We start from the raw sequence: 22,575 nt of genomic DNA on the forward strand, positions 1-22,575 counted from the left end.
TTCTCCCCGCGATTCCTTCTGTCTTGGGTATTACTTCGCGAGCCAGGCGGCAAAGCGCTGGTTCAACTCGTCCCCCTTATCGGCCCAGAACTTGGGGCTATACTGCACCGGATTGTCAGCCGCAGTCGGAAGGCCGGATAGGATCGCCGGATCGACAAGTCCAATCGCGTCCTTGTTGGCGGGATTGACCCATGACAATCGCACCATGTTGGCCTGCGCCTGAGGCGAAGATGCGAACGCGATGAACTTGTAGGCGTCGTCAAGTCGCGGATCACCCTTCGGAATGACCCAGAAGGTCGTGTTCAATATCGCCGAGTTCCACAAGATACCTACATGCTTGCCGGCTTTTCTAATCGCGTCCGCGCTGGTTTGAGGCGACCAATCAGCGGTCATGATAACCTGATCGTCGGCGAGTAGCTGCCTTGACTGGGCGCCGGACACCCACCAGACGATGTCCTTCTTGATCGTATCGAGCTTCTTGAAGGCGCGGTCCACGCCTTCGGGCCTGTTAAGAACCTTGTAGACGTCCTCGGCCTTCACACCGTCGGCAATCAGTGCGTATTCGAGTGTTGTTTTGGGGGTCTTGTTTAAACCCCGTTTGCCTGGGAAGTTCTTCAGGTCGAACAGATCGGCAATTGTCTTTGGACCGTTCGACAGCTTGTCCTTGTCATAGATGATGCCTTGGGGATTCTCTGCCTGCGGCACACCGCAATCAGCTTTGCCGCCCTCACCGAACTTGGCCCGGTCGAGGCCCAGCTTCTTCCAGTCGATTTGCTCAAGGAGGCCCTCGTCGCACAATGCGACTTGCTGTGAGCCGGCGAGGACCACATCCCAGGTCACGGTCCTGGTCTCTACCATGGCGCGAACCTTGGCGAGCTCGGAGCCATTCCACACGTCCTGCGCGATCTTGATCCCAGTCGCTTTCGTGAAGGGCTCGAAATAGACCTTGCTTTCGATTTCTTGACCGGGTCCACCAAAGCCGGTGATCGTCAACTGGTCGCCCGCATTCGCAGGCATGACTTGCCCAACTACAGCGGCTGCCAAGGCGATGCCGGCCAAGGCGCCGGCTGTCGTAGTTATCTTTATCATCTCTCTCTTTCCCTGCTGTGCAGCTCCTCGCGGAGTAGGAGCAATGTTGCTAAACTTCCGCCCACCTTTGACGACGCCTCTGGCCGTCACGGCACATGCAGCGCTCGACAATCCTCAGTTTTCCAGCCGATCGTGATCGCCATACCAGTTTCGATTGGGGTTCGCTCTTCCGAGTTGGGCAGCTTAATGACAAAGTCGTTCTGGCCGCAGACCGAAAGCCGTGCCCGGACGTGGTCGCCTAGATAAATTACTTCCGCCACCCGCGCACTGAAGACGTTGGGAAGCGTTCCGGGCGCTGGGTTTAGTTTCACCCGTTCTGGCCGCAATGATAGCATGGTCGTTCGACCGGCCAGCTCGACATTGACTGTGAGCGCATGGACTATACCCGCGCCTGAGATCTCCACCTGGCAGGTTCTGCCATTTATCGCAACGATCTTGCCGTGCAGTTGGTTATTCTCGCCGATAAATTGAGCCACGAAAGCGTTCTGCGGCTGCTCGTAGAGCTCGGTGGGCCGTGCGAGCTGCTGGACGACCCCCTCGCTGAATACCGCTATGCGGTCCGACATAGTCAGCGCTTCGCTCTGATCATGAGTAACATAGACTACGGTGACCCCGAGCTTTTGATGAATGTGTTTGATCTCAAGCTGCATATGTTCGCGCAGCTGTTTATCTAACGCGCCGAGAGGCTCGTCCATCAGCACGATCTTGGGGTCGAAGACGAGGGCACGGGCAAGCGCAACGCGCTGCTGCTGCCCGCCGGAAAGCTGACCGGGCCGACGCTCACCATGCGAGCCAAGTCTCACCATGTCGAGCGCCCGATTGATGCGCGCCTGGATCTCACCCCGGCCGAGCTTGCGGACCTTGAGTGGGAAGGCGAGGTTCTCCTCCACGGTCATATGCGGAAACAACGCGTAGTTTTGGAACACCATGCCGATGTCGCGCTTGTGCGGCGGCATGTTATCGATCGCGCGGCCTGCCAGTAGGATCGAGCCATGAGTGGGCGCCTCGAAGCCGGCGAGCATCATAAGTGTCGTCGTCTTGCCGGAGCCCGACGGCCCCAGCATGGTCAGAAACTCACCCCGGGATATGTCCAAGTTCAGATTCTTAACGACCAGCGTTTCGCCGTCGTAGGTCTTCTGTACGCCAGAAAACTCCACAAAAGCATTGTTCGCGCCTGGCATTGCCCCTCTTCCCCCCACAGCGCATCCTAGCGCTTCCGCTGCGGCGCCCGTCGAGGACCAGACCACAATGTTCTTTTTGACGGATTCTAGCTTCTTGCGCACGCGGTCTACCCCGCGGGGATAGACCCGCATGGCGCTACTCATTATTCCCTCCCAATCTGCGCTCCGTCCCCATCTGCGTTTTTGCCTCCGCGACCATGTGGTTTGGAGTTTCTTTGCGAAGTACTATTGGGTTGCTGAAGCTGAAATAAATCAATGTGGCCGGTCGAAGGGCCGAAATCCTGCGCCAGATCCGTTACTGGGAAGATTTATCTCAATGGCGCTTCGGCTGAAGCACCAGGTGATGCGAAAGCCCTGCGGGCATTTATCTCGAGCACCTCTCGACACGGTACGCTCTGCAACTTCGAGCTCGATGAAGCCGCCGGTAACGACCATCTCGTACCCTCGGCTAATGATTCGGCGAATAGCCAACGCTTCGCAAACGAGTGTAGCGTTGCCACATTACTGTCTGCTGCGACCAGAACGCTCAATCTTCGAGGGGGCGTCGGTAGTTGGCAGCAGTCGCTCGCAGTCGGCTGTACATCGTCCGAGAGCGAGACCGGTGTGTGCCGCGCGATCCATCGACCCGCCGTTGCGCCCTTTGTGATAGTGGATTCGCAAGTCCTCAATCGCTCGGGGTGACCGGCTACTTCAGGTCTAGGGTCCGTCTCGTCGAAAGCATTGCCTTCGGCAGAGGCCGCTCATATGGCAGCATGGTTTCGTTGCCGATTAAGATGACCAAGCCTCGCGCAGCGTGATCGCGGCGGTCGTGTCGGCGCTGCCTGCCCGACAATCACCAGGGTTGTTTCCGTAGTGAGAGCATAAGCAATCGAGCAACAAAAAGAACGAAGGGCGGTCACCGAGACGCTTATCTCCAGCGTTTTGCGCAACACAACCGACTTGGATTCTCACTGATGCGTAGAGAATTCGCTAGCGAACCGATTTGGAATCCCAAAAAACCAACAGGCGGCGCTGCGAGCGGCACGCGAAGCACACCGCAAGAAGGATGTTTCGTAAGGCAGGAGTGCAGGCCCAGAGCGTGGGCTCCGCCCAATGCGAAGCCGCCGAGAATTCCCATCCCACTTTGCCCGCTACTGTACCCGCCATTCCAGCATGCGTTTTCCGATATGCTCGAGATTCGTCGCGCCGTCGTCGCGCTTGGCTGCAAGCCAAGCGGAATCCTCGTGCAACACCTTCGTCGCATTCTCTGGACTAATGCTGAGCAGCGGAACCAGATCGGACGGCAAATGATCAAGCTGGTGTGTGTTTGGGCCAGGATAGCCAGTTCCCACCGTGTTGCCTGCAGCTGTCGCAGCTCGATTTAAGAAAGCCACCAACTTCTGCGCATTCTTGCTGTTCGGGCCACCCTTGAGTACTGTTATGTATCCGTAATTGACATATGCGCCATCCCAGACAATACCAATGGGCGCACCTTGACGAATTGCGTTGATCGCACGACCGTCGTAGCAGCTTGTAATTGCAAGCTCGCGGTTGATGAGCAACTGAGGTGGCTCGCCGCCTGACGTCCACCATTTCGTGATGTGCGGCTTGATCTGATCGAGTTTTTTTATTGCCCTGTCAATCTTGTCGTCCGTCAGTGGCCAGATGTCTGACCTAGCTACCCCGTCCGCCAGCAACGCGAACACAATATTGTTCTTTTGGGTTGACGCCAGAGCAGTGAGACCGCGCGGTCCCGGAAATTCCTTCACATTCCAGAACTCTGCCCAGTTCTTCGGACCATTGGCTCCAAACACCCGCTTGTCGTAGGCGAGCAACTGCGCAGTTGCAAACACCGCCACTCCGTTCTTTAAACGAACCGCTGCGGGTACGCCCTCCAAGGACTCGAAGTCCCAAAGGCTGTAGTCAATGGGCGCGAATATGCCGGCTGCGTCCATCGGCGGAAATTGCGAGCTTTGAACAAAGGCGATGTCCCAATCGACGCGCCCCGCTTCGTTCATTGCCTTCACCTGAGGCTCGGCAACGTCGGCAATTACATCGACTATCTTGATCCCGGTCGCCTTGGTAAAGGGCTCCCACACGTACTTGCGAATGCCCTGGGTAAAGCCCCCTCCCACGGACTGCACGATGACTTGGCCAGAACCTGCGAGCCTGTCATTCGCAAAGGCCGTCGCGCTACGCGCGATCAGGGGAATTGTCATCGCGGCGGCCGCGACCCGGAAGACGTTCCGGCGAGTAAAGCCGGACCATTGAGAATCCCCATTCTCAAAACCACTCATGACATGCTTCACCTAGTTTCGCCTGCAATCGATCGGGTAGCTATGGGCTCTGGCCGCGACATCATTCTTTATTCCTTGAGATGGCGACGGAGAGACCGCCGCAGGGGCGCCAAATGATCCCAATGGATAGCAGTCGCCGTACACGCCGAATACCGATCGATAGGGACACGCACTGGACAGCTCGGCTGCATCGCACGCAGAAGCAATTGGCTCGACGGTAGTGACGCTATGACAGAGCGTCATTGATGAAGGCAACGTCGAATACCGACTGACGGCATGGTAAACCATGCGATCTGATGGGCGCTAGGGTCATGCCCTTCCCCTTGCCGTCCAGCCACGAGCCACGAGCCACGAGCAGCCCCCGTGAAGCCGCCTCCGTTTGTCCCAGTGTCGAGTGTAACGATATGTCGATACTCATTCCTGCAATTGGGCAGACGCTCACGCTTAAATCCTGCTTCACAGCCGGGACTTCGCTGGAAGTCCTCGCCCGCAGTCCTGAATCCGGAGCAGGCGTTGTGGAGTTCGGTTAGATGGTCGTTCCACCTGAAGTGCGCTGATTCAGGCCGGATTGACCAGGATGGGGCGTTGCCAGAACTTGCCGCAAGAAGCCTGAGACTGAATCAGGCGGCGGAATCGATAGCCGCCCGCGGCGAGAGCGGCTATGGCGGAGCGTCAGTCAACGAGGGTTTTGGGTGCCGCGAAGGCGGTCGTCCTGTACCACCCTTTCGTTTTGAGCGCGGTACGCCTCAGTAGCCTCGAGTCAGGTCGACGACAAGGAATCGCTGCAGGTTGTCCATCGAAGATCTCGAATACGCGGGCGTTATGTTCAACTCGAATAAGCTGAGACGTGGGGGGTGATGACAACGTTAAGGCATCGTCCAAATCGGACTGTCCGCCGGGAATGGTCACGGTAAAAGACATCGAGGAGGTGGCGGCCTGGAGGGCCTCCACGAGTTCGTCTTCCGCAACTACTGATCCTCGGGCAATGTTAATCAGGAAGGCAGTGCGGCGCATAATAGGAAGCCGCTCACGGCCGATTAGTTCGGTAGTTTTGGAACGTGGGGAATAGCAAGCACAGCAATATCGGAGAGCTGCAAAAGATCTCCGAACCCTTCCGGCAGGAAAAGCCTGTCGACGCCGTCGATTGGTTCGGTCACATCGGATTTCGAGCCGACTGTCATTCCGGCACTTTGCCCCGACGAGCGATGGCGACCCCGATGGAGCCGACCCCGACCACTCCGAGCGGCACATGTGCCATTCCCTGCGGGACTGCTCCTGCATAAAGTGCAGGAAGTCCCAGTGCATCATGCCGATGCCCTTTTTAGCCAGTGAATAGAGCTTAGGGCTCGATAAATGTCGAACCCGCTGTCCAGCGTTATTTCGCTGAGTTTAGGGGAAGGGATCGGCACAATCCGAATCCAGCGGGGTCGTGCCTGCTATAGCCGCGAGGGTCGAACCGGGTGCCGCTATCCTGCTTCCGGTACGCCCAAACATAATCCCAGGGGAGCGCACCGTCACAGAAGTTCGCTCACCTGTGGTAGGATCAAGGATTTGCGCGATCTCCTCGCCAGCCGCCACCTTTTGACCGGTTGCCTTCGAAAAGATGACCACGCGATGCGCGCTAGCTGCGACATATTCGACGCATTCGAGCCTGGCGTGGAGTGTGTCCCCGCCCTGCTGCAGCTTGCTTTTGGGCTCCAAAATGCGTACGGCTTCCATAAAACCGATGAGACCCAGTGCATCCTTCACTGCTAGGTCGTCGCTGACATCCGTTGTTCCACGATATTCGAGTGTGGCGGCCAATCGTCTTGTTATCGACGCATCAGTGACAAGCTGTCGTACAGCGCGCCACGGCCGATAACATGAACCAGGGAAAGTAACCGCCTCCGCCCAGCCCCCCATAGTGGCAACACTCCCGATTTGGCAAGACAATAGGGGCACGTCAGGGTGATCTGGGTCAGAGACGAAGGCATACACTACTTCTCCATCGTCGCAGTGGGCGTCCAAAACGTTCGCATCAATCGCAAGACTTAAAAGCGTCTGTTTCAGGCTGTCGAGCTCAGTTTCAGGACTCAACGTAGCGACTGCCTTCCGCAGCGCCAGTCTAACGGCTTGTTCATCCAATACGTGACCTTTGGTCCGGAGCAGTAAGAGATGTTCTTGAACTGGGTCACTGACGTCAGGAAAGTTGCGGTTGAAGTTGCCTCCCACACCGAGGTCAGATCGTCCGGCAATGCGCCCTTGAAACCGTTGGGAAAGACCTAGTGGATTTGCACACGGAACTATGATGATCTCTCCGTTTGGCTCCTCCTCGCGTGCCCGAAGAAGTCTAACGAGATGATATAGTATTAGCATTCCCGGCGGTTCGTCGGCATGCAGCCCACCCTGCAGGTAAATCTTCGGCCCTGTGCGCTCACGGCCAAACCGGCAGACGGTAACGTGTCGGTACGTACCGATTGGTGAGTTTGAAAGTGGGATGTTCTCAGCGTCGACTTTCACGGATTGAAGGGTAGGAAACATCTCATAGGTCGTTCCAGGCCATGTTCTAGCTTACCGACATTGCGCTGATCGATCGAAGTAACCACGTCCGACGACATCCGAACGCCAGGCGCTTTGTTTTAAGGCACGCCGCGGACGAGCGCGCTCTGAGACTTCGATCTCGACCGCCACCATCCCAGGTAGAGGACGATCAGCCAGAGAACGGGCAGCACCGTCAACATCGATCCGACTGCGGCGATCGTCGGGTCAAGCTGGTGACGAATATCCTCCCACATCTTCAGCGGCAGCGTGCGGATCGAAAAAGCGCTAACTAACGACGTGACGACCACTTCGTCAAAGGAGTGGATGAACGCGAACACGGCACTACCGACGATGGCGGGCCGGATCAGGGGCAGCGTCACTCTCATAATGGTCCGCAGCGGTCCGGCCCGCATACTCTGCGCCGCCTGCTCCAAGCGCCGGTCGAAATTCGCAAGAGTCGCCGAGACGATGACGACTACAGTGCCAATGGCGCCGACGGTATGGGACAAGATAAGGCCGAGTTCTGTTCCAATCAGTCCAAGCTTGATTAGCCCGAGATAGATCGCCACGCCGACTACTATTCCCGGAAATGTGATCGGCGTCAGAATCAACATCGTCAGGAAGACGCGGAGTCGCGGGTGGGTGCGGCTAAGGCCATAGGCCGCAAGGGTGCCGATGATGGTCGCCAATATAGAAACAGCAATGCCCAACTGGACACTATTCCAGAACGCGCCGGTCCAGGACGGATCGCCAAAGAAAGAATAGTACCACCGTAGCGAAAGCCCAGAGGGCGGGAATTCCAGATATGGCTCGGGGCTGAATGACGTAATGATTACGATAAGCCCTGGGAACTGCAGGAAGAACATGGCGAGCACGACCCAGACAACGCCGAAAATCGCCCACGAACGGCTGCCGCCGTCGGCTCGGTAGAGCTGCGCCCTCCAGCGCTTTACTCGATAACAAGTGGCAAGCTCATTAAGATAGCGCGCAAGTGGGCCTAATGAGGGTAGTCGGCCCCGTTGGAATGTCTGTGCTGGTTGCCCTGCAAGGCCTTGCTTGCCAGAAAGATCAAGGCCGACCATGGAGAGTACGGCTACGGCAACAGCGAGCAGAACGAAGGATGAAGCGGCGATAGAAGCCAAGCTACCAGCGGCAGCGACCTTGGCCGCTATGAAGGTTGATAGCATCGCGTCGCCCAACCCGCCAAGAGCTTGGGGCGTAATGTAAAAACCGAGACAGAAGATAAAGACCAGCAGCGAACCACTTCGTACACCCGGCAGGCTGAGCGGCAAGAATACGCGCCAGAAGGCGGCAAAAGGTCGCGCGCCCATGCTCCCAGCAGCCGCCACCAACGACCTGTCAATGCCCAGCATGACGCTGATTAAGGGCAGGATCATCATCGGAAGCATGATATGCACCATGCCGATATAAATCGCCATCCGGTTGTAGATGAGCGACAGCGGACTGGAGATTAAACCCAGGTCGATCAACAGATTGTTTATTAACCCGCGGTCACCGAGGATCACAACCCATGCATAGGTGCGCACCAGTCCATTAGTAAGCCAAGGCATGAAGACAAGCACCATCAGCACGATGCGAAGGCGCTTGGGCGCCGCAACGATTAGATAGGCAGTGGGGTAGCCGATAATGAGGCAAAGGGCCGTCGCCACAGCACTGATCTCAACGGTCTGGACGAGCACGCGGACGTTGGCCCACTGTGCGAAGAACGCCTGATAGTTGGCCAAAGATAAGGACGGCGCATTCAGGCTGGCCATGAAGAGTTCAACGATCGGCATGCCGAAAACGGCAAGCAGCATGGCTACGGCTGGCGCGGTGAACACAATTGGCATTCGCCTAAGTTTCAGAAGCGTTTTCATCTGACTCGCTATCACCGTTTCTCACTCGGCGACGAAGCGAACGGCAGACCGCAACCAACCGAGCCGCACCTCGTCCCCGCATTGATATATCTGCTGCCCTGAGGCGACATGCTCTCGTACGATGAGCATGCTGCCCCCGACGCGAACATTGTATTTCCGCAGCGGGCCGGCATAAATCATGTCGTCCACAATTCCCGTTACAAACTGGCAGTGCTGCGCGCCGTTGCGATTTTGTGCCGTAGGAGCGACGATCCGAATGCGCTCGGGCCGCAGCATAGCCACAGTGCCGGACGGTTGCGTGGCATCGGACTCGATCGCAAATTGAGGATTTTCTAGGATATTGGCCTCACCCAAAAAATTCGCCACGAAGCGCGTCCTGGGCCTGTCGTAGAGGTCTTCCGGCGTGCCTATCTGCTCGATCCGGCCCGCGCGCATGACGACAATGCGGTCCGACAGGGTGAGCGCCTCCTCTTGATCGTGCGTAACACATATGGTGGTCTTCCCGAACTCCCTGTGCAGGCTCTTGAGTTCACCCTGCATCTGCTCGCGCAGATTCCGGTCAAGGGCACCGAGCGGCTCATCAAGCAGGAGGAAGGGCGGATCCGCGATCAGCGCTCGGGCAAGCGCCACGCGCTGCTGTTGGCCGCCGCTCAATTGCACCGGCATGCGGCCGCCAAAGTCCCTGAGATGCACTCGCTCAAGCATGCGATCAACGTGCCTTGTCCTCTCGGTAAAAGCCATGCCGCGCATTTCGAGCGGAAATTCCAAATTGCGGCGTACCGTAAGATGCGGGAACAGCGCGTAGCTTTGAAAGACGATGCCCTGATCACGCCTGTACGAGGGCACGGCGGCGACGGATTCTCCGGCGATCAAAATGTCGCCCTTACTGGGGGCTACGAATCCGGCAAGGAGCATCAAAGCCGTGGTTTTGCCCGAACCGCTAGGACCGAGAATAGTCAGGAACTCGCCGCGACGAATAGTCAATGAGAACTCTTCGAGTGCAGCAACCGCTCCATACATCTTGGTCACGTTGCGAAACTCTACCTGCGCGGAAACCAAATCCTTCTTCAATGCTTTATCCTCAACGGGCCGGCGAGATCACTGAAATACAGAGCAATGGCTAGCACTCCCCTAAGCGATCGGCTTGCGCAACGGACCAAGTACGACGCGCGCGCGGGCTTGTGCCGCCGGCGCGCCACGGTTCACTCAGAAGCGTTTCACGGTACGGGAAAATTTGACCTACCGCAGAATCCACTCATTCCAACGCTCAAGGAGCCGAGCGCTATTGGTTAGGCCACTAGACCCTACTTCCGTGTACCATTTCCCGTTTACAGGAATGCCACTCGCCACATAATCCGGGTTGCTGGCGAGTTTAACGGCGATCTTCTGCGGTATCAGTTTGTACGCTTTGAGGTTACTCGGGCCATAAGGGATGAGTTGGGCAAAGGCCGCCTGCCGGTCGGCCCGTGTGGCGAATTCGACAAACCTCTGCGCGTTCCGCGCATTCGGGCTGCCTTTTGCAATCACCCAATAATCCCATGTCAGCTTCGCCTGTTTCCGATTGATATAGAGCGGCGCGCCTTCATCAATCAAATATTGCGCACGGCCATCAAATGAACTCACGACGTCAGCGGCCTTGTCGCGCATCATCTGCTGAATCTCAGACCCGTATCCCCACCACTTGCGAACGTGCGGTTTGATCTTGTCTAGGCTGGCGAAAACACGGTCAATGTCGATCGGATAAAGTGCGTCCGGAGCCACCCCATCGGCGAGGAGAGCTTCTTCCCACGGACCAGTTGCGCCGCCGCCGTTGGTCCCGCTCTGCAGCGCGCGAACGCCAGGAAATTCCTTGACGTCCCAGAACTCGCCCCAAGAAGTCGGCCGCGGCTTATCAGCCGGGAACTTCCCAGTGTTGTAAACCATGACGGTGGAATAGATGAGCGCTGCGACGCCGAACGGCTGTTTGGCGAAATCTACGATCGCGTCCAGTTCGCCCTTCTGATAAATCGAGTAGTCGATCGACTCGAGGTAGCCTTTCTCAGCCGCAATAAACGCCGTTGATTGGCCAATGCTCCAAGTGTCAACGGTTACACTCTTTGTTTTGACCATTAGCTCAAGTTTGGCAACATCCATTTCGTCGGTGATTGGATAGACCTTGATCCCGGTCTCGGCTTGGAACGGTTTCACGTAGGCCTCCATGTTGGCCTTGCCCCAATCGCCGCCGCCCACCAAAACTCTTAGCTCGCCTGAAGATTGCCCTGCGGCCCGTCCAGCTATGGAAGCCAGCACGCCGGCCGCCGTAGCGGAAGAAGTCGCCCGCATAAATCGTCTTCGACTTACATGAAATTCATGACCATCTCCCTCAGCGAGAAACTTCATCCTGAAAATTTGTACCTGTCGGACGTCAATCTTGGACTAACGTAGCTCAGAGCGAAGCAGAGATTCTGCGCAATATTTATAGATATGAAGCTTTTGTCGCACCAATTAGATGCCGACGCAGCAAACGAGCGGTGTAGGAGGTAACGAAGCTCGATGAGCCTCTCGACATCAGTCGACCCGAGCAGACAGACCCGCGAGGACCGGGCGGAGCCGAGGCGCATTAAGAAGCAGATTTACGGATGTCGCGCCTAATGATGCCCTTTACTACTCCTGCTTGCATATCATACAAGCCTCTCTGCTCGGGGAATCACCTCGAAGCAATAGCATGGGGGCCTGAGATCCATGCAAAGCTCAAGCGGCCGCTTCGAAGAGGTGCAAAGTCAATGCTCTGGCGGCCTATGACTTACGGGGAGCGCGCATTTCTACATATCTACGAAGCCCTTGGTCGCCATGTGAGCGTCGATGCATCCTTCGGTGCAACGCTGGACTTTCTGGTGAACGAACGATCGTTCCAGGAGTTCGCGAAGCTTCATGCAACGATTGAAACATTTATCAGATGCATGCGGGCGGCGGTCTATCTGCAGCCGGAGATCGGTCATCTTGCGCCAACTGACTATGGCAAACAACTAGGGAAGCGTGGCTACGTACCTCGCAGTCTTTCGTCAGATCGGCGCTTCTGCGAATTGCTCAAGCAGACTGCAATTATCAGCTTCGAGGCGAAAGCCGCTCCGCCTGCTGTCGCCAAGGATATCAAAGACGGGACCTCGGACGAGACCTCACGATGCTACCTATGTGGCATCAAGCTGACGAAGGCTGGGCCGCAGCGTTCCAGACCAACCGTGGAGCACTTGTGGCCTTTGAGCCTGGGCGGTGAGTCGATTGAGGCAAACCTCATAGCTGCCTGCGAGGATTGCAACACCAAACGCGCGAATTCGATAACCTGGGCTTGGGGGCCGGTGCAGTCCACCGACTACCGACATGATCCGAAGATCAATCCGGACGTCCAGCTACGCATATCGTTGGCGATGGCCAAACTGATGCTAGAAGCCTCCGGAGAGCGCAGAGGTGGACGTTGTTCGCTGAAGCAAGCGGCCCTGCGGCTCGCTCCTCTGTTTCCCAATCTCGACATCAAAGACGGCCGGCATCGGGTCTATTTCGAATTATTAGATGAAGTGAGGAAAGCCGGATGAAGAGTCCGTCAAAGACCAAGACATTTGATTATTACGCTCTGAGCTACTCGCAACGAGGGACAAAGAACTCGCCGAAGTTCATTATGTTTCACGCGCCGGCGGCTGAGATCATCGAATGGGCTGATGTTGATCGGCTAAAGCCTGACAACCTCACCGGAGCGCAGCGCCCACTTCGAGACCTGAAGGTTAAGAAGGTAGCGAAGTTTCTCGACGCAGACCCACGTAACACCATTCCGACCGCCGTTGTCGTCGCTCTCGATGCTGACGCAGTCAGCTTCACTGGGAATGCAGACAAGAAGGATCGCGGACAATGCGGTAAACTCGTCATTTCGTTGAAGGGCACAGATAAGCCCGGCCTCATCATTGATGGTCAGCACCGCGCCTTCGGGGTCGCAAAGCACAGCGCCATGCTTCAACTGAACGTGATCGCATTCATCGGCGGAGATGATGCCGAACGCGCATTCCAGTTTGTCGTGATCAACAATAGCGCGACGCGCGTTTCCAGAGATCACATCAGGGCACTCAATCTCGCCTTCGATAAAGACACGCTGAACGATCGGCTGGTGCAGAGCGCGGGCGTCACGTTGGGAATGAAAGATGCGAAATTTGAAGATTACACGTTCGTAGATAGCATTCCGCCGTTCAAGGGGCTCTTAGACTGGCCGACCAACAAGCATGGATATATTGCCCCGAACGCAATCGAGAGTGCCTTGGCGGAGACAAGGGACAGAGCGACGTTGCTGGGTATCGAAGACCTGGAGCGCGACTTTTTTCTCGCGATTTGGATGCGAATAAAAGAGCGGTTCGGCCCCGCCTGGCGGGCGAATACGTCCGACAAGCCAAGTCATCTCTTGCAAAAAGTCTCCATTATTGTCCTGACGATCTATGTCTTGGACAGCCTTGAGGCTGCACAGCGAATGTCCGATCAGCCGCTGGACTTCGCCAACGAGGAGATTTTTGCGACTTCCGTCGACCGTGTCCTCAAGCGCATTCCACTCGAGTTCTGGACAGTCGAATGGCAGCAGAAAGAACTCGATACCGGCGCAGGGCGCGATGTTTTACTGGAAGCGCTGAAGACAATCGATTCGAACGCTCGCTATGGCCGTCCGTGGTACGACCGTGTCGCCCTCGTTGATCCCGGTGACCTGACCGAACAATACGATCGGCCACACGTCTCTAAGAAGAAGGCCAAGAAGGGAACGAAGAAGCGGGCGTAAGACAAAAAGGCCAGAGAAGCCGGGCCCGCCGGCTCCTCGATTTTCGTACAAGGCAGCGCGTACATCTGGACCATCGCACAGGGGCCCAGGGCGCTGACGCCGTGCCCTCGCCTCTCTGGATCAAGCGGCGGGCCGAAGGCTTCCATGTGCCTGCAACCTGAATTTCGTGTGCATCGTTCTTGGGACATCGAGGGGGAGACCGAAGGTCGCGAAGACTGCGGACCATAATTCATCTGCTCACAACGGCACAATGCGAACTTGCCTGTGATCAGCGGCTGGCGAGCCGCGGTTAGTTCTCATACCCGTCCGCCGGCCACTTGAACTGGGCTCCATCGACCTTGGCGCCTGCGCCGTCCAAGCTCAACTCCCGACAACCTCCGCAACAATTTCGTCGAAGCGGGCTATCCGCCGCGTGCTGCTCGTATCAATTCCCGTCACCCAATAAGGCTCAAAGCCGCCGGGAAAATAGAATGCCAAAAAACCGGCTGCCGTTGCTGACTGCACGTCGCGGTCAAGCTGGTCCCCGACCATGAAGCACCGCTCACATCGAGCTTTTCGCTTCAGGCCCAGGTAAACCTCGACGCTCTTGCGCACCGAAATCACCTCAGTGATCAGGCTCTCGAGCCCGTGCTCGGCGAGTAGCCATCGACATCTTTCGGGCCGCTCCTCCGTCACTATGGTTATAGGAACGTGAGCCGCCGAGATGGCCTGCAGGCCCACGCGCACCCCGTCGCGAAGAGGCGTTATCCGCTTCAACGATTCAAGAAACTGCGCCTGCACCTGCTCAAATTCACCGGAGATCTTGGCATCCGGGCCGGTCACACGTTCCACGACCTCCGCAATATCCTTCCCCGCAAGCACCAGGGCCAGGCCTTGTGCCAACAGACCCGGAGGATATCGCAAATGATCCGAATGAACCGCAGCTATACGCTGATCGACGGTACGCAGGAACGCGAGCCCTCGATCCGCGTCGGCTGGCGCGTTGTGGCCCGTGCGCCGTTCTATTTCTCGCAACATCTCCAATTGAGCAGCCGCAAACACCGCGTCGGTATCCCAAAGCGTGTTATCGGCGTCGGTAAAGAGATGAGCGCGGTTTGCCACGAGGCTCACTTTTGTAGAGTTGGTGGGGCTGCCTGCTCGGTCGGAGAATCCGTCGGCATGGCGGGCGTAGCCGCCGGCGGCACTGTCGGGGCAGCGATCGGCGCCGCCGGCGCCGTGGGCATGACTGACCGCGATGTGGATACCGCCGCCGGCGCCTGGGGTGATGCGGTCGGCTCCGAAGTCGCCGCGGTCAAAGAGCGCGGCCCGCTGACAGCTTGTGGCGAGCCGACGAACATCACGTTTGCGCCGAATAAGAAGAAGAACAGCAGCAGAATGCCCATTGCAATGCGCAGGGCGCCAACTCCGGGACTTAGAACCCGCAGCTTCTCTGCTACCTTTCCGGCGACCAGATAACTCTCCGCAATGTAGCACCTTGCATAGTATGCCTTCAGATCATCCCCGTCGCCGGTCCCCAGTTTGACAAACGCTTCCCCCCAATCCGGAGCAGTGACGTCCAGGATGCGTTCGTAGAACAGCATCGACGGTGGGAGACCTTGACGGGCCGAGTTCGACCAGCTCTTCGGCACGTTGAACTGTGGTTTCACCGCACCCAGGATGAACAACACGGAAGCTGTGACCAGAAGAACATATGCAAAGAAGGCCAGATATGCCGCGATGGTCAGGGCCGACAAGCAATTCGTGGCAGGCGCCTGAAAGCCCGGCCAGGGATAGTCGGTCGCGAAGCGGGTGAAGACTGCTCCCACCACGGCGCTCAAGAACGCAATGATCGTCAGCAGTCGGGATATCTTTCCGTCTTCATATTCCGTAAGGGCCCTTACCTCGGTCAAGCTGGCTTTTGCGCCATCGTGGATCCGGTCCAGCGCCTTGGAGGGAATCTTCCATTCCTGGAGTTTGCGTACCAACTCGTCAAATGCCGCATCCCGGTTGGCCGTACTCGGCGGTGTACCTTTGCCGATCATCGTTCCGCCGCTCCTTAACTATTGTACCACTGACGCTATATCGTTGCGAGCGGCCGCTGCGCAACCAGCACCCGTCCAAACTCCCGCAACTCAAGTCCTATTCGCTGCACTTGCTTCGGCCGCCTCGGTATTAAGGCGCCGGCAAGTTGTGCAGGTCTCCGCTGAAAATCTCGCTCGCAGTGCGTTCGCCGCGTCGAGGCCGCGGCCGCAGCGACCGGCAACCGCATCGGCCGCGCTTCGAGAAGCAACCCACCTGCCCCTTCGCCGTTTCCGGGCGATGCACTGCGAAAGGTCTGCCACCGCGCAGTTCGGTTGGGTTTACCGATGGCACGAGCTGGTCCGCCGCAGAAAAACGGCCGATCGGACCGATGATGGCGTGCGCTTTTGCAAATAACTGCGCCCCCTTTTTTGCAGTTGATCACTCCCTCGTTCCGCAAATCGCAGTTTGCAATTTCTAGGATGACGGGCTAGCTAAGTTGCGAGGAAGTCAATATGTTGCGAATCGTGCGGCCGTTCGACGCTTTTATCATGTGCCGCAGGGTCCTTAGGTTTCGTTTTTCACTCGAAACTGATCCATTCCAGGGCTTCGTGGGGCGCAGTTATTCATGCCAATGAGAGCAAAAAGTCGCTCGGAAAGCGCAGGTTCCATAATACCTAACGACGTCGTGATCACAACCTGCTCCCATCGCAAGTCAGCGAAGCCGACCCGCGCTGCGACTCCATCTTCACTGTCACGCGGAAACCAGTCGGCCGTCGCAGCACAATGGATTACCAAGGTTGCCGACCTCCCAAGGTGCGGGTCAGCAGACACTTTTTACGCGGGTCGCGCTTTCGGGCTCGCTAGAGAAGCCGCAAATCTCGCTCCCGCCCGGTTCTACATTCTTTCGGCCGGCCTTGGCATCGTGCCCGCCTCTCGGCCGATTCCTGGGTACGGATTGACGATTTCGCCGCGGCACGAGCAGTCAGTTCTTCGAAAGATCCTCGGAGAATTCGATCCCGCCGACTGGTTTTCGAGCCTCTTGACGAGCGTTCATTCCGACAAATGGAGTGATGTCGCTGGCCGGACGTCGGGGCGCATTCTCATGGCGCTCTCGCGGCCCTACGCTGAGATGGTCGGGGCCAGTCTCGCCGACGCCCCATCGAAAATGCTCGAAAGGCTCAGGATTTTCGGCACTTCGCTTGAGGCCGCATTGCCGGCAAATTTGCACGCGGCCATCGCTCCCTATGATGAGCGCCTCAATGCAATCTTTCCCGGTACGCGTACGGACTTCGCCCAACGAGCCATGCTCCATTTCGCAAGGTCGGTAGCGATAAAGCCGAGCAAGGGCCGCGAGGACGACTTCGCAGCCGTGAGATCCTCGCTCAAGACTCTGAAGCTGCCGCGCCTCGTCCAGCGTCCGCGACTGACGGACGAGGAGATTCTCGCGGTCATCAAGAGACGGTTGCGGATGCAGTCCGGTGCCGCGCGGATGCTGGCAGCTCTCCGGCATGAGGAGGGAGTTGCCTGCGAGCAGTCCCGGTTCGGTCGATTGTACCGCATCGCCGCCGCAAAGAAGGGGATGTGATGACCCGGGCGAAGAAGACCGATGATCCAGTGCTCGCGGTACGCGCGGTTAGGACCCGGCAAGCCGACAAACCAGTGTATGCCTTCTTCATGGCGGGCGCGGACCTCTTGAAGATCGCGGAGATCAGCCGCGTTCATCGAGACAGCGAGGGCTCGTTGCACGGCTTTCAGCGCAGGGGAATTAGGAGCCACGTGCAGGCCATCACAGATTTTCTGGATCAGGGCCCGGTCCTCTTTCCGAACGCGATCATCCTGGCCATAGCGCCGTCAGCACGCTTCATCCAATCCCGTGGAGAGCGTCCGGAGGGCGACACCCGGATTTGCGAGTCAGGTACGCTACGTATTCCGATGCCGCGAGATGGCACCAAATGCGCGTGGATCGTTGATGGTCAGCAGCGCTCGATTGCGCTGTCCCAGGCCCAGAACAAAGCCTTCCCGGTGCCGGTCGTAGCGTTCGTGTCGGAAGAACTGTCGGTGCATCGCGAACAGTTCATTCTGGTGAACAAGGCGCGACCGCTCGATCCGAGGCTGATTAACGAACTGCTGCCGGAACTGGACGTCGTGTTTCCGCGCGACCTGTCGGCGCGAAAGATCCCGAGCGAACTGGTGCATCTGCTGCAGACCTCGCAGAATTCGCCGTTCAAAGGTCTCATCAAGCGGATATCCGAAGAGTCGTCCGAAGCCGTTGTAACAGACACCACTCTGGTGAAAGCGATCCGCAATAGCATCAACGGGGCACTTGGTGCCTTGGCGCCCTATAAAGCGTCCGGCGGCACTCCGGCAGATGTCGACGCTATGTTCCGTCTCCTCGTCGGATTTTGGTGCGCCGTGCGAGACGTGTTCCCTCATGCTTGGGGTCGCCCCCCAACCGAGAGCCGATTGATGCATTCTGCCGGCATTGCCGCCATGAGCCTATTGATGGACCGTGTGATGTCCCGCGCCGCGCCCAGCACGGATCTGCGTCGGCATGCTGCCGAGGCGCTCACGCGGCTTGCTCCGCAGTGCCGCTGGACCTCGGGCCGCTGGAACGAGCTTCAACGCGACTGGAATGATATCCAGAACGTCAGCAAGGATGTCCGCATGCTGGCGGGATATTTGGTCCGTCTCGATCACGCTCACGCATTCTCGAAGGTGGCGTGATGCGCTTTGTGTTTGCCGATAGCATCGATACCATCGATCCTCTTTACGACTTCGTTGCCGACCGCAATGGTCTCGGCCGCCTGGTCCATCGCGACGACCAATACCCGCACGAATTCCTGGAGAAGGCTCCATACGACGGAATTCTGATCTCTCGTGCGATTGTGGGCGACGCGGCGTTTCCCGGAAAATATTCGGAAGCCCAGATGATGCGCTTCCGGCGGGAGGGGGCGAGAAAATTCCTGCGGTATCCGCTCGCCAAGTTTCCCGACAGCATGCTGGTGGGCGATTGCGGAGCGTTCAATTACAGAAATCTTCCGGAACCGCCCTATCACGCGGACGATACCGCCGAGTTCTACGCTGACGCCGGCTTTACTCACGGCTGTTCTCCCGACCACGTCATCTTCGACTTCGACGAGGCCGGCCTCGTTCGCCGCTTCCGCGACGTGCCGCTCGACGTGCGGCGACGCTTCGAGATCACGCAGCAGAACGCAGTCGAATTTCTCAAGGTGTCCAAGAAGATCGGCAAGGACTTTACACCGATGGGCGTCATCCAGGGCTGGTCGGCTGAGAGCATGGCTGATGCGGCGCTGGACCTCGTCAAAATGGGGTACCGGTATCTCGCGATCGGGGGCACCGTGCCCCTCAAGATTGATCAGATCCAACGGGTGCTTTCCACTTTGAGGAGCGCAATCCCCTCACGCATTCGTCTGCACCTGCTTGGTTTCGGCAAGATCGAGGATCTCGCGGTCCTCGAACAGAACAAAGTGAACAGCTTCGACACCACGTCTCCGCTACTGCGTGCGTTCAAGGATGCGAAGAAGAATTACTGGGTCCGCAGTTCTTCCGGTGAGCTTTCCTACTACACCGCAATACGCATCCCGCAGGCGACAGAGAACAACAAGCTCAAACAGAAGGCCTGCGAAGGCAGCCTCAATCAGGAAGTGGCCCGGCGTCTCGAAAGCGCGGCGCTCGAAGGGGTCCGCGACTACGCCGCACGCAAGGCCGGTCTCGAGGAATGTCTCGACGCCGTGATGGAGTATTGGGTAGCCCTTAATTGGGACGCAGATCCGTCGATGACGAGGCGGTCTCAGGCCGCCCTGCGGCAGCGCGAGGTCTATTCGCGCACTCTTTCCGAGCGGCCATGGGAAAGCTGTGACTGTCGCGTTTGCCGCGAAGCCGGCGTCGAGGCCGTCATCTTCCGTACTTCGAACCGCAACAAACGCCGCGGAATCCACAACCTCCACGTATTCCACACTCACCTGAACCAATTCCGCGAGGAACTTGCATGAGTAAACAGAGATATCTCCACTTCGACGCCCTCGCGCCGATCCAGAGCCCGAATTTCAAGGTTTTTACCTTCGTGGCGAAGGCTGACGAGATATCCAGAATCGCGCGTATCGAACGTGCCGGTCGGGACGCGGGCGGCGCTCTTCAAGGCTTCCAGCGACCTCAGATCGCCGGGCATATTCGCGAGATCCGCGACTATCTGGAGAAGCCGAGCGCCATTCTCCCCAATCCGATTGTCGTCGCCTTCATGGCAAATGCGAAGCTCAAAGGGGGATCTGCCGGTGACCGTCGCCGCCAACTCGTCGTCGACACCGCCAACGGACCGCCTGGCTGGATCGTCGACGGTCAGCAGCGCTTCACTGCGCTCTCAGAACTCCGCGGCCGCGACTTCGAAGTTCTGGTGTCCGGCTTTCTTTGTGAAACGGAAGAGGAACTTCAGAAGCAATTCATTCTGGTCAACAACACCCGTCCTCTACCGAAGGCGCTGGTCTACGAGCTTCTTCCGAAGGTGGCCGATCTGCCGCCCCGCATGTCGGGCCGTTCGCAAGCCGCTCTCGTCACGGAGGCGCTGAACTATCGCTCTGGATCGTCGCTCAAAGGCCTGATCAAGCAGCAGACCAATCCCAAGGGCTCGATCCGCGACACCATTCTTCAGCGCGTGATCATGAACTCTCTGAGCGATGGCGCGCTGCGACTCTACGCCAGCGAGGATCAAATGCTGCTCAAGCACGGCGTCACCATGATGAGCGAGTTCTATCATGCCGTGCAGCATGTCTTCGCCGATGATTGGATCGGCAAGACGCCCAAGACGTCGCGCCTCGTGCACGGCACGGGCATCATCTCGTTAGGCTATGTGATGGATTTTCTCAACGGGGCGACGGGTGCGGAATCGCGCGAGGAATTCGCCCGCGGCTTGAAACTGCTGAAAGGAAAGACCGCGTGGAGTTCGGGCGAATGGGACTTCGGCAGCGAGCGCCGCAGATGGAACGGACTGCAAAACGTACCGACAGACGTGCGCCAACTTACCCTGTATCTCACGCAGGTGCTGAAGCGGCGCCTCGCCGGTTCCGTGAAGGCGGCGTGACGACGTGAGCTACGCCGTCAAAGAGATATTCTATTCTCTCCAGGGCGAGGGACGCCATGCGGGGCGGCCCGCGGTGTTCTGCCGGTTTGCAGGCTGCAACCTGTGGAGCGGACGCGAAGCTGATCGCGTGACTGCCGCATGCAACTTCTGCGACACAGACTTTGTTGGAACGGACGGTTTGGGCGGCGGTCGCTTCGATGGGGCCGCAGCGCTCGCCAACGCGATCGAGAGTATGTGGGCCGGAGTGGGCGGCAAGCGTTTCGTGGTTCTGACGGGTGGAGAACCTCTCCTCCAGGTCGATGACAGTCTCGTTTCCGCTTTGCATGAGGTCGATTTCGAGATCGCAATCGAGACCAACGGCACGCTTCCAGTGGGGTCGCCCATCGATTGGATCACCGTGAGCCCGAAGGGCACGACGAACCTTGCTCAGAAGTCCGGGAACGAGCTCAAACTCGTGTTTCCGCAAAAGAACGTCGATCCCGCCTCTTTCGAGAACCTCGCTTTTGAGTACTTCCTGCTGCAGCCCATGGATGGTCCTCACCGTGATTCCAACATGGCGAGTGCGATCGCCTACTGCCTAGAACGACCGAAGTGGAAACTCTCGCTCCAAACTCACAAATACATGAGCATCCGATGATCTACGAACTCAGCAAGGAATTCCGTTTCGACGCGGCACATACCCTGCATCGCACCGTCGACGTGGAGCCAAGCCTTAGGATCCACGGACACTCGTATCGGGCCGAGGTGGTTCTGCGCGGACAACCCGACACGAGCACGGGAATGCTGATGGATCTGTCCTTGTTCGAGCGAAGTCTCGAGGAAGCGCGCAATGGCTTGGATCACCGGTTCCTGGACGAGATCAACGATCTTGGTCCTGCCACCATGGAGAACCTCGCAGCCTGGATCTGGCGTAGGGTGAAGCCCATTTGTCCCAACCTTTGGCGTGTCACCGTCCGCCGCGACAGCGACGCCGGCGCCTGCAGCGTGTTCGAGCGGGAGGCCGCCTGATGCCCGACAACTCTGCCTTGGTCCTCTTTTCGGGGGGACAGGACTCCGCGACCTGCCTGGCCTGGGCTCTCGACCGCTATGATCATGTAGAGACGATCGGCTTCGACTATCGCCAGCGCCACCGCGCCGAACTCGACGCGAGACATGATTTCCGTCGCGGCCTGGAAGCGATGTTTCCCTCCTGGGCTAGGAAACTTGGCACCGACCGCGTTCTGGATCTTTCCGTGCTCGGGGAGATTAGCGAGACCGCACTGACGCGCGACGTCGAGATCGCAGCGGACGCATCCGGACTTCCGAACACTTTCGTTCCCGGCCGGAACATCTTGTTCCTCACATTAGCTGCGGCCGTCGCCTACCGCCGAGGGTTAAAGCATATTGTGACCGGCGTGTGCGAAACCGACTTCTCCGGCTATCCAGACTGTCGCGACGACACGGTCAAAGCTCTGCAAGTTGCGCTCAACCTTGGCATGGAAAGCCGTTTTGTTCTCGAGACGCCGTTAATGTGGATAAACAAGGCGCAGACTTGGATGCTTGCCCATCGATTGGGGGGAAACCCTCTTGTTGATCTCATTCGCAAGAGCACCGTCACCTGCTACCAGGGAGACATCGCGACGGTGCATGAGTGGGGACGCGGATGTGGCGAATGTCCGGCCTGCAAGCTACGAGAACGTGGATTTAACGAGTTCGCTGAGTCACCGGTTGATTAGCACTCCGGTTGAGCGAGCTGAGGCGCAAGTTTGAC

At 57.9% G+C, this 22,575-nt stretch carries 20 protein-coding genes and 1 pseudogene; 9 read left to right on the top strand and 12 right to left on the bottom strand.

The window, feature by feature from the left end; all coding sequences use genetic code 11:
* Positions 1 to 30: 30 nt before the first annotated feature.
* The 10 genes and pseudogenes from GGD66_RS11600 to GGD66_RS11635 form a co-directional block, all read right to left on the bottom strand.
* Positions 31 to 1,089, bottom strand: a complete 1,059-nt coding sequence (locus GGD66_RS11600) for an ABC transporter substrate-binding protein (protein ID WP_183257788.1) — start codon at positions 1,087 to 1,089, stop codon at positions 31 to 33.
* An 86-nt stretch (positions 1,090 to 1,175) separates the two neighbouring features.
* On the bottom strand, positions 1,176 to 2,270 hold the full coding sequence (locus GGD66_RS11605) for an ABC transporter ATP-binding protein (RefSeq protein ID WP_183258058.1): 1,095 nt from the start codon (positions 2,268 to 2,270) through the stop codon (positions 1,176 to 1,178).
* 1,130 nt (positions 2,271 to 3,400) lie between these two features.
* Positions 3,401 to 4,558, bottom strand: coding sequence for an ABC transporter substrate-binding protein (locus GGD66_RS11610; RefSeq protein ID WP_210321544.1), 1,158 nt, complete (start codon positions 4,556 to 4,558; stop codon positions 3,401 to 3,403).
* 660 nt (positions 4,559 to 5,218) lie between these two features.
* On the bottom strand, positions 5,219 to 5,560 hold the full coding sequence (locus GGD66_RS42385) for an NAD(P)-dependent oxidoreductase (protein WP_409362363.1): 342 nt from the start codon (positions 5,558 to 5,560) through the stop codon (positions 5,219 to 5,221).
* A gap of 23 nt (positions 5,561 to 5,583) precedes the next feature.
* The gene (locus GGD66_RS41370; RefSeq protein ID WP_246788841.1) at positions 5,584 to 5,727 is read right to left on the bottom strand and encodes a hypothetical protein; all 144 of its coding nucleotides are present in this window, start codon (positions 5,725 to 5,727) and stop codon (positions 5,584 to 5,586) included.
* 208 nt (positions 5,728 to 5,935) lie between these two features.
* Positions 5,936 to 6,349 carry a hypothetical protein gene (locus GGD66_RS41375; protein WP_246788842.1) on the bottom strand — a complete coding sequence of 138 codons (414 nt, stop codon included), beginning with the start codon at positions 6,347 to 6,349 and terminating at the stop codon, positions 5,936 to 5,938.
* Between the two features lie 378 nt (positions 6,350 to 6,727).
* Positions 6,728 to 7,066: pseudogene (locus tag GGD66_RS42390) on the bottom strand (succinylglutamate desuccinylase/aspartoacylase family protein); the annotation flags it as partial.
* Positions 7,067 to 7,164: 98 nt separating this feature from the next.
* Positions 7,165 to 8,943, bottom strand: a complete 1,779-nt coding sequence (locus tag GGD66_RS11625; RefSeq protein ID WP_183257792.1) for an ABC transporter permease subunit — start codon at positions 8,941 to 8,943, stop codon at positions 7,165 to 7,167.
* Positions 8,944 to 8,964: 21 nt separating this feature from the next.
* Entirely contained in the window at positions 8,965 to 9,963 is a 999-nt protein-coding gene (locus GGD66_RS11630; RefSeq protein WP_183258059.1) for an ABC transporter ATP-binding protein, read from the bottom strand.
* A gap of 219 nt (positions 9,964 to 10,182) precedes the next feature.
* A complete protein-coding gene (locus GGD66_RS11635; RefSeq protein ID WP_183257793.1) occupies positions 10,183 to 11,322 on the bottom strand; it encodes an ABC transporter substrate-binding protein in 1,140 nt (379 codons plus the stop codon).
* 383 nt (positions 11,323 to 11,705) lie between these two features.
* On the opposite strand from GGD66_RS11635, the gene GGD66_RS11640 reads away from it, so the two are divergent.
* Both GGD66_RS11640 and GGD66_RS11645 read left to right on the top strand, forming a co-directional pair.
* Positions 11,706 to 12,512: an HNH endonuclease gene (locus tag GGD66_RS11640; protein ID WP_183257794.1), complete on the top strand. Its 807-nt coding sequence runs from the start codon at positions 11,706 to 11,708 to the stop codon at positions 12,510 to 12,512.
* Positions 12,509 to 13,729 carry a DGQHR domain-containing protein gene (locus tag GGD66_RS11645; RefSeq protein ID WP_183257795.1) on the top strand — a complete coding sequence of 407 codons (1,221 nt, stop codon included), beginning with the start codon at positions 12,509 to 12,511 and terminating at the stop codon, positions 13,727 to 13,729. Before GGD66_RS11640 ends, GGD66_RS11645 begins: the two co-directional genes overlap by 4 nt.
* A 360-nt stretch (positions 13,730 to 14,089) precedes the next feature.
* Here the strand turns inward: GGD66_RS11645 and GGD66_RS11650 are convergent, their stop codons facing one another.
* Both GGD66_RS11650 and GGD66_RS11655 read right to left on the bottom strand, forming a co-directional pair.
* Positions 14,090 to 14,830, bottom strand: a complete 741-nt coding sequence (locus tag GGD66_RS11650; RefSeq protein WP_183257796.1) for an HAD family hydrolase — start codon at positions 14,828 to 14,830, stop codon at positions 14,090 to 14,092.
* Positions 14,831 to 14,835: 5 nt separating this feature from the next.
* Complete coding sequence (locus GGD66_RS11655) at positions 14,836 to 15,750, bottom strand: hypothetical protein (RefSeq protein WP_183257797.1); 915 nt, start codon at positions 15,748 to 15,750, stop codon at positions 14,836 to 14,838.
* A gap of 1,082 nt (positions 15,751 to 16,832) precedes the next feature.
* Here GGD66_RS11655 and GGD66_RS11660 point away from each other — a divergent pair.
* From GGD66_RS11660 to queC, 7 genes are read left to right on the top strand one after another with little or no spacing between them, the layout of a single operon-like run.
* The gene (locus tag GGD66_RS11660) at positions 16,833 to 17,315 is read left to right on the top strand and encodes a hypothetical protein (RefSeq protein ID WP_183257798.1); all 483 of its coding nucleotides are present in this window, start codon (positions 16,833 to 16,835) and stop codon (positions 17,313 to 17,315) included.
* Positions 17,315 to 18,454: a DGQHR domain-containing protein DpdB gene (gene dbpB, locus GGD66_RS11665; protein ID WP_183257799.1), complete on the top strand. Its 1,140-nt coding sequence runs from the start codon at positions 17,315 to 17,317 to the stop codon at positions 18,452 to 18,454. The genes GGD66_RS11660 and dbpB (GGD66_RS11665) overlap by 1 nt, the downstream gene beginning before the upstream one ends.
* Positions 18,454 to 19,743 carry a tRNA-guanine transglycosylase DpdA gene (gene dpdA / locus GGD66_RS11670; RefSeq protein ID WP_183257800.1) on the top strand — a complete coding sequence of 430 codons (1,290 nt, stop codon included), beginning with the start codon at positions 18,454 to 18,456 and terminating at the stop codon, positions 19,741 to 19,743. Before dbpB (GGD66_RS11665) ends, dpdA begins: the two co-directional genes overlap by 1 nt.
* Positions 19,740 to 20,825, top strand: coding sequence for a DGQHR domain-containing protein DpdB (gene dbpB, locus GGD66_RS11675; protein WP_183258060.1), 1,086 nt, complete (start codon positions 19,740 to 19,742; stop codon positions 20,823 to 20,825). Before dpdA ends, dbpB (GGD66_RS11675) begins: the two co-directional genes overlap by 4 nt.
* A 4-nt stretch (positions 20,826 to 20,829) precedes the next feature.
* Positions 20,830 to 21,462, top strand: a complete 633-nt coding sequence (gene queE, locus GGD66_RS11680) for a 7-carboxy-7-deazaguanine synthase (protein ID WP_183257801.1) — start codon at positions 20,830 to 20,832, stop codon at positions 21,460 to 21,462.
* Positions 21,459 to 21,833 carry a 6-carboxytetrahydropterin synthase gene (locus tag GGD66_RS11685; protein WP_183257802.1) on the top strand — a complete coding sequence of 125 codons (375 nt, stop codon included), beginning with the start codon at positions 21,459 to 21,461 and terminating at the stop codon, positions 21,831 to 21,833. Before queE ends, GGD66_RS11685 begins: the two co-directional genes overlap by 4 nt.
* Entirely contained in the window at positions 21,833 to 22,540 is a 708-nt protein-coding gene (gene queC, locus GGD66_RS11690) for a 7-cyano-7-deazaguanine synthase QueC (RefSeq protein WP_183257803.1), read from the top strand. The genes GGD66_RS11685 and queC overlap by 1 nt, the downstream gene beginning before the upstream one ends.
* Positions 22,541 to 22,575 lie beyond the last annotated feature (35 nt).

Origin of the sequence: Bradyrhizobium sp. CIR48 (genome assembly GCF_014198315.1) — a bacterium.
Classification (GTDB): domain Bacteria; phylum Pseudomonadota; class Alphaproteobacteria; order Rhizobiales; family Xanthobacteraceae; genus Bradyrhizobium.

Excerpts from the sequence above, each read along its gene's own strand:
- dbpB (WP_183257799.1), top strand. The coding sequence starts at position 17,315 with ATGACCCGGGCGAAGAAGACCGATGATCCAGTGCTCGCGGTACGCGCG.
- GGD66_RS41370 (WP_246788841.1), bottom strand. The coding sequence starts at position 5,727 with ATGACAGTCGGCTCGAAATCCGATGTGACCGAACCAATCGACGGCGTC.
- dpdA (WP_183257800.1), top strand. The coding sequence starts at position 18,454 with ATGCGCTTTGTGTTTGCCGATAGCATCGATACCATCGATCCTCTTTAC.
- GGD66_RS11685 (WP_183257802.1), top strand. The coding sequence starts at position 21,459 with ATGATCTACGAACTCAGCAAGGAATTCCGTTTCGACGCGGCACATACC.
- GGD66_RS11660 (WP_183257798.1), top strand. The coding sequence starts at position 16,833 with ATGGCGCTCTCGCGGCCCTACGCTGAGATGGTCGGGGCCAGTCTCGCC.
- GGD66_RS11600 (WP_183257788.1), bottom strand. The coding sequence starts at position 1,089 with ATGATAAAGATAACTACGACAGCCGGCGCCTTGGCCGGCATCGCCTTG.
- dbpB (WP_183258060.1), top strand. The coding sequence starts at position 19,740 with ATGAGTAAACAGAGATATCTCCACTTCGACGCCCTCGCGCCGATCCAG.
- queC (WP_183257803.1), top strand. The coding sequence starts at position 21,833 with ATGCCCGACAACTCTGCCTTGGTCCTCTTTTCGGGGGGACAGGACTCC.
- GGD66_RS11625 (WP_183257792.1), bottom strand. The coding sequence starts at position 8,943 with ATGAAAACGCTTCTGAAACTTAGGCGAATGCCAATTGTGTTCACCGCG.
- GGD66_RS42385 (WP_409362363.1), bottom strand. The coding sequence starts at position 5,560 with ATGCGCCGCACTGCCTTCCTGATTAACATTGCCCGAGGATCAGTAGTT.
- GGD66_RS11645 (WP_183257795.1), top strand. The coding sequence starts at position 12,509 with ATGAAGAGTCCGTCAAAGACCAAGACATTTGATTATTACGCTCTGAGC.
- GGD66_RS11630 (WP_183258059.1), bottom strand. The coding sequence starts at position 9,963 with ATGTATGGAGCGGTTGCTGCACTCGAAGAGTTCTCATTGACTATTCGT.
- GGD66_RS11605 (WP_183258058.1), bottom strand. The coding sequence starts at position 2,270 with ATGCCAGGCGCGAACAATGCTTTTGTGGAGTTTTCTGGCGTACAGAAG.
- GGD66_RS11635 (WP_183257793.1), bottom strand. The coding sequence starts at position 11,322 with ATGAAGTTTCTCGCTGAGGGAGATGGTCATGAATTTCATGTAAGTCGA.
- GGD66_RS11640 (WP_183257794.1), top strand. The coding sequence starts at position 11,706 with ATGCTCTGGCGGCCTATGACTTACGGGGAGCGCGCATTTCTACATATC.
- GGD66_RS11655 (WP_183257797.1), bottom strand. The coding sequence starts at position 15,750 with ATGATCGGCAAAGGTACACCGCCGAGTACGGCCAACCGGGATGCGGCA.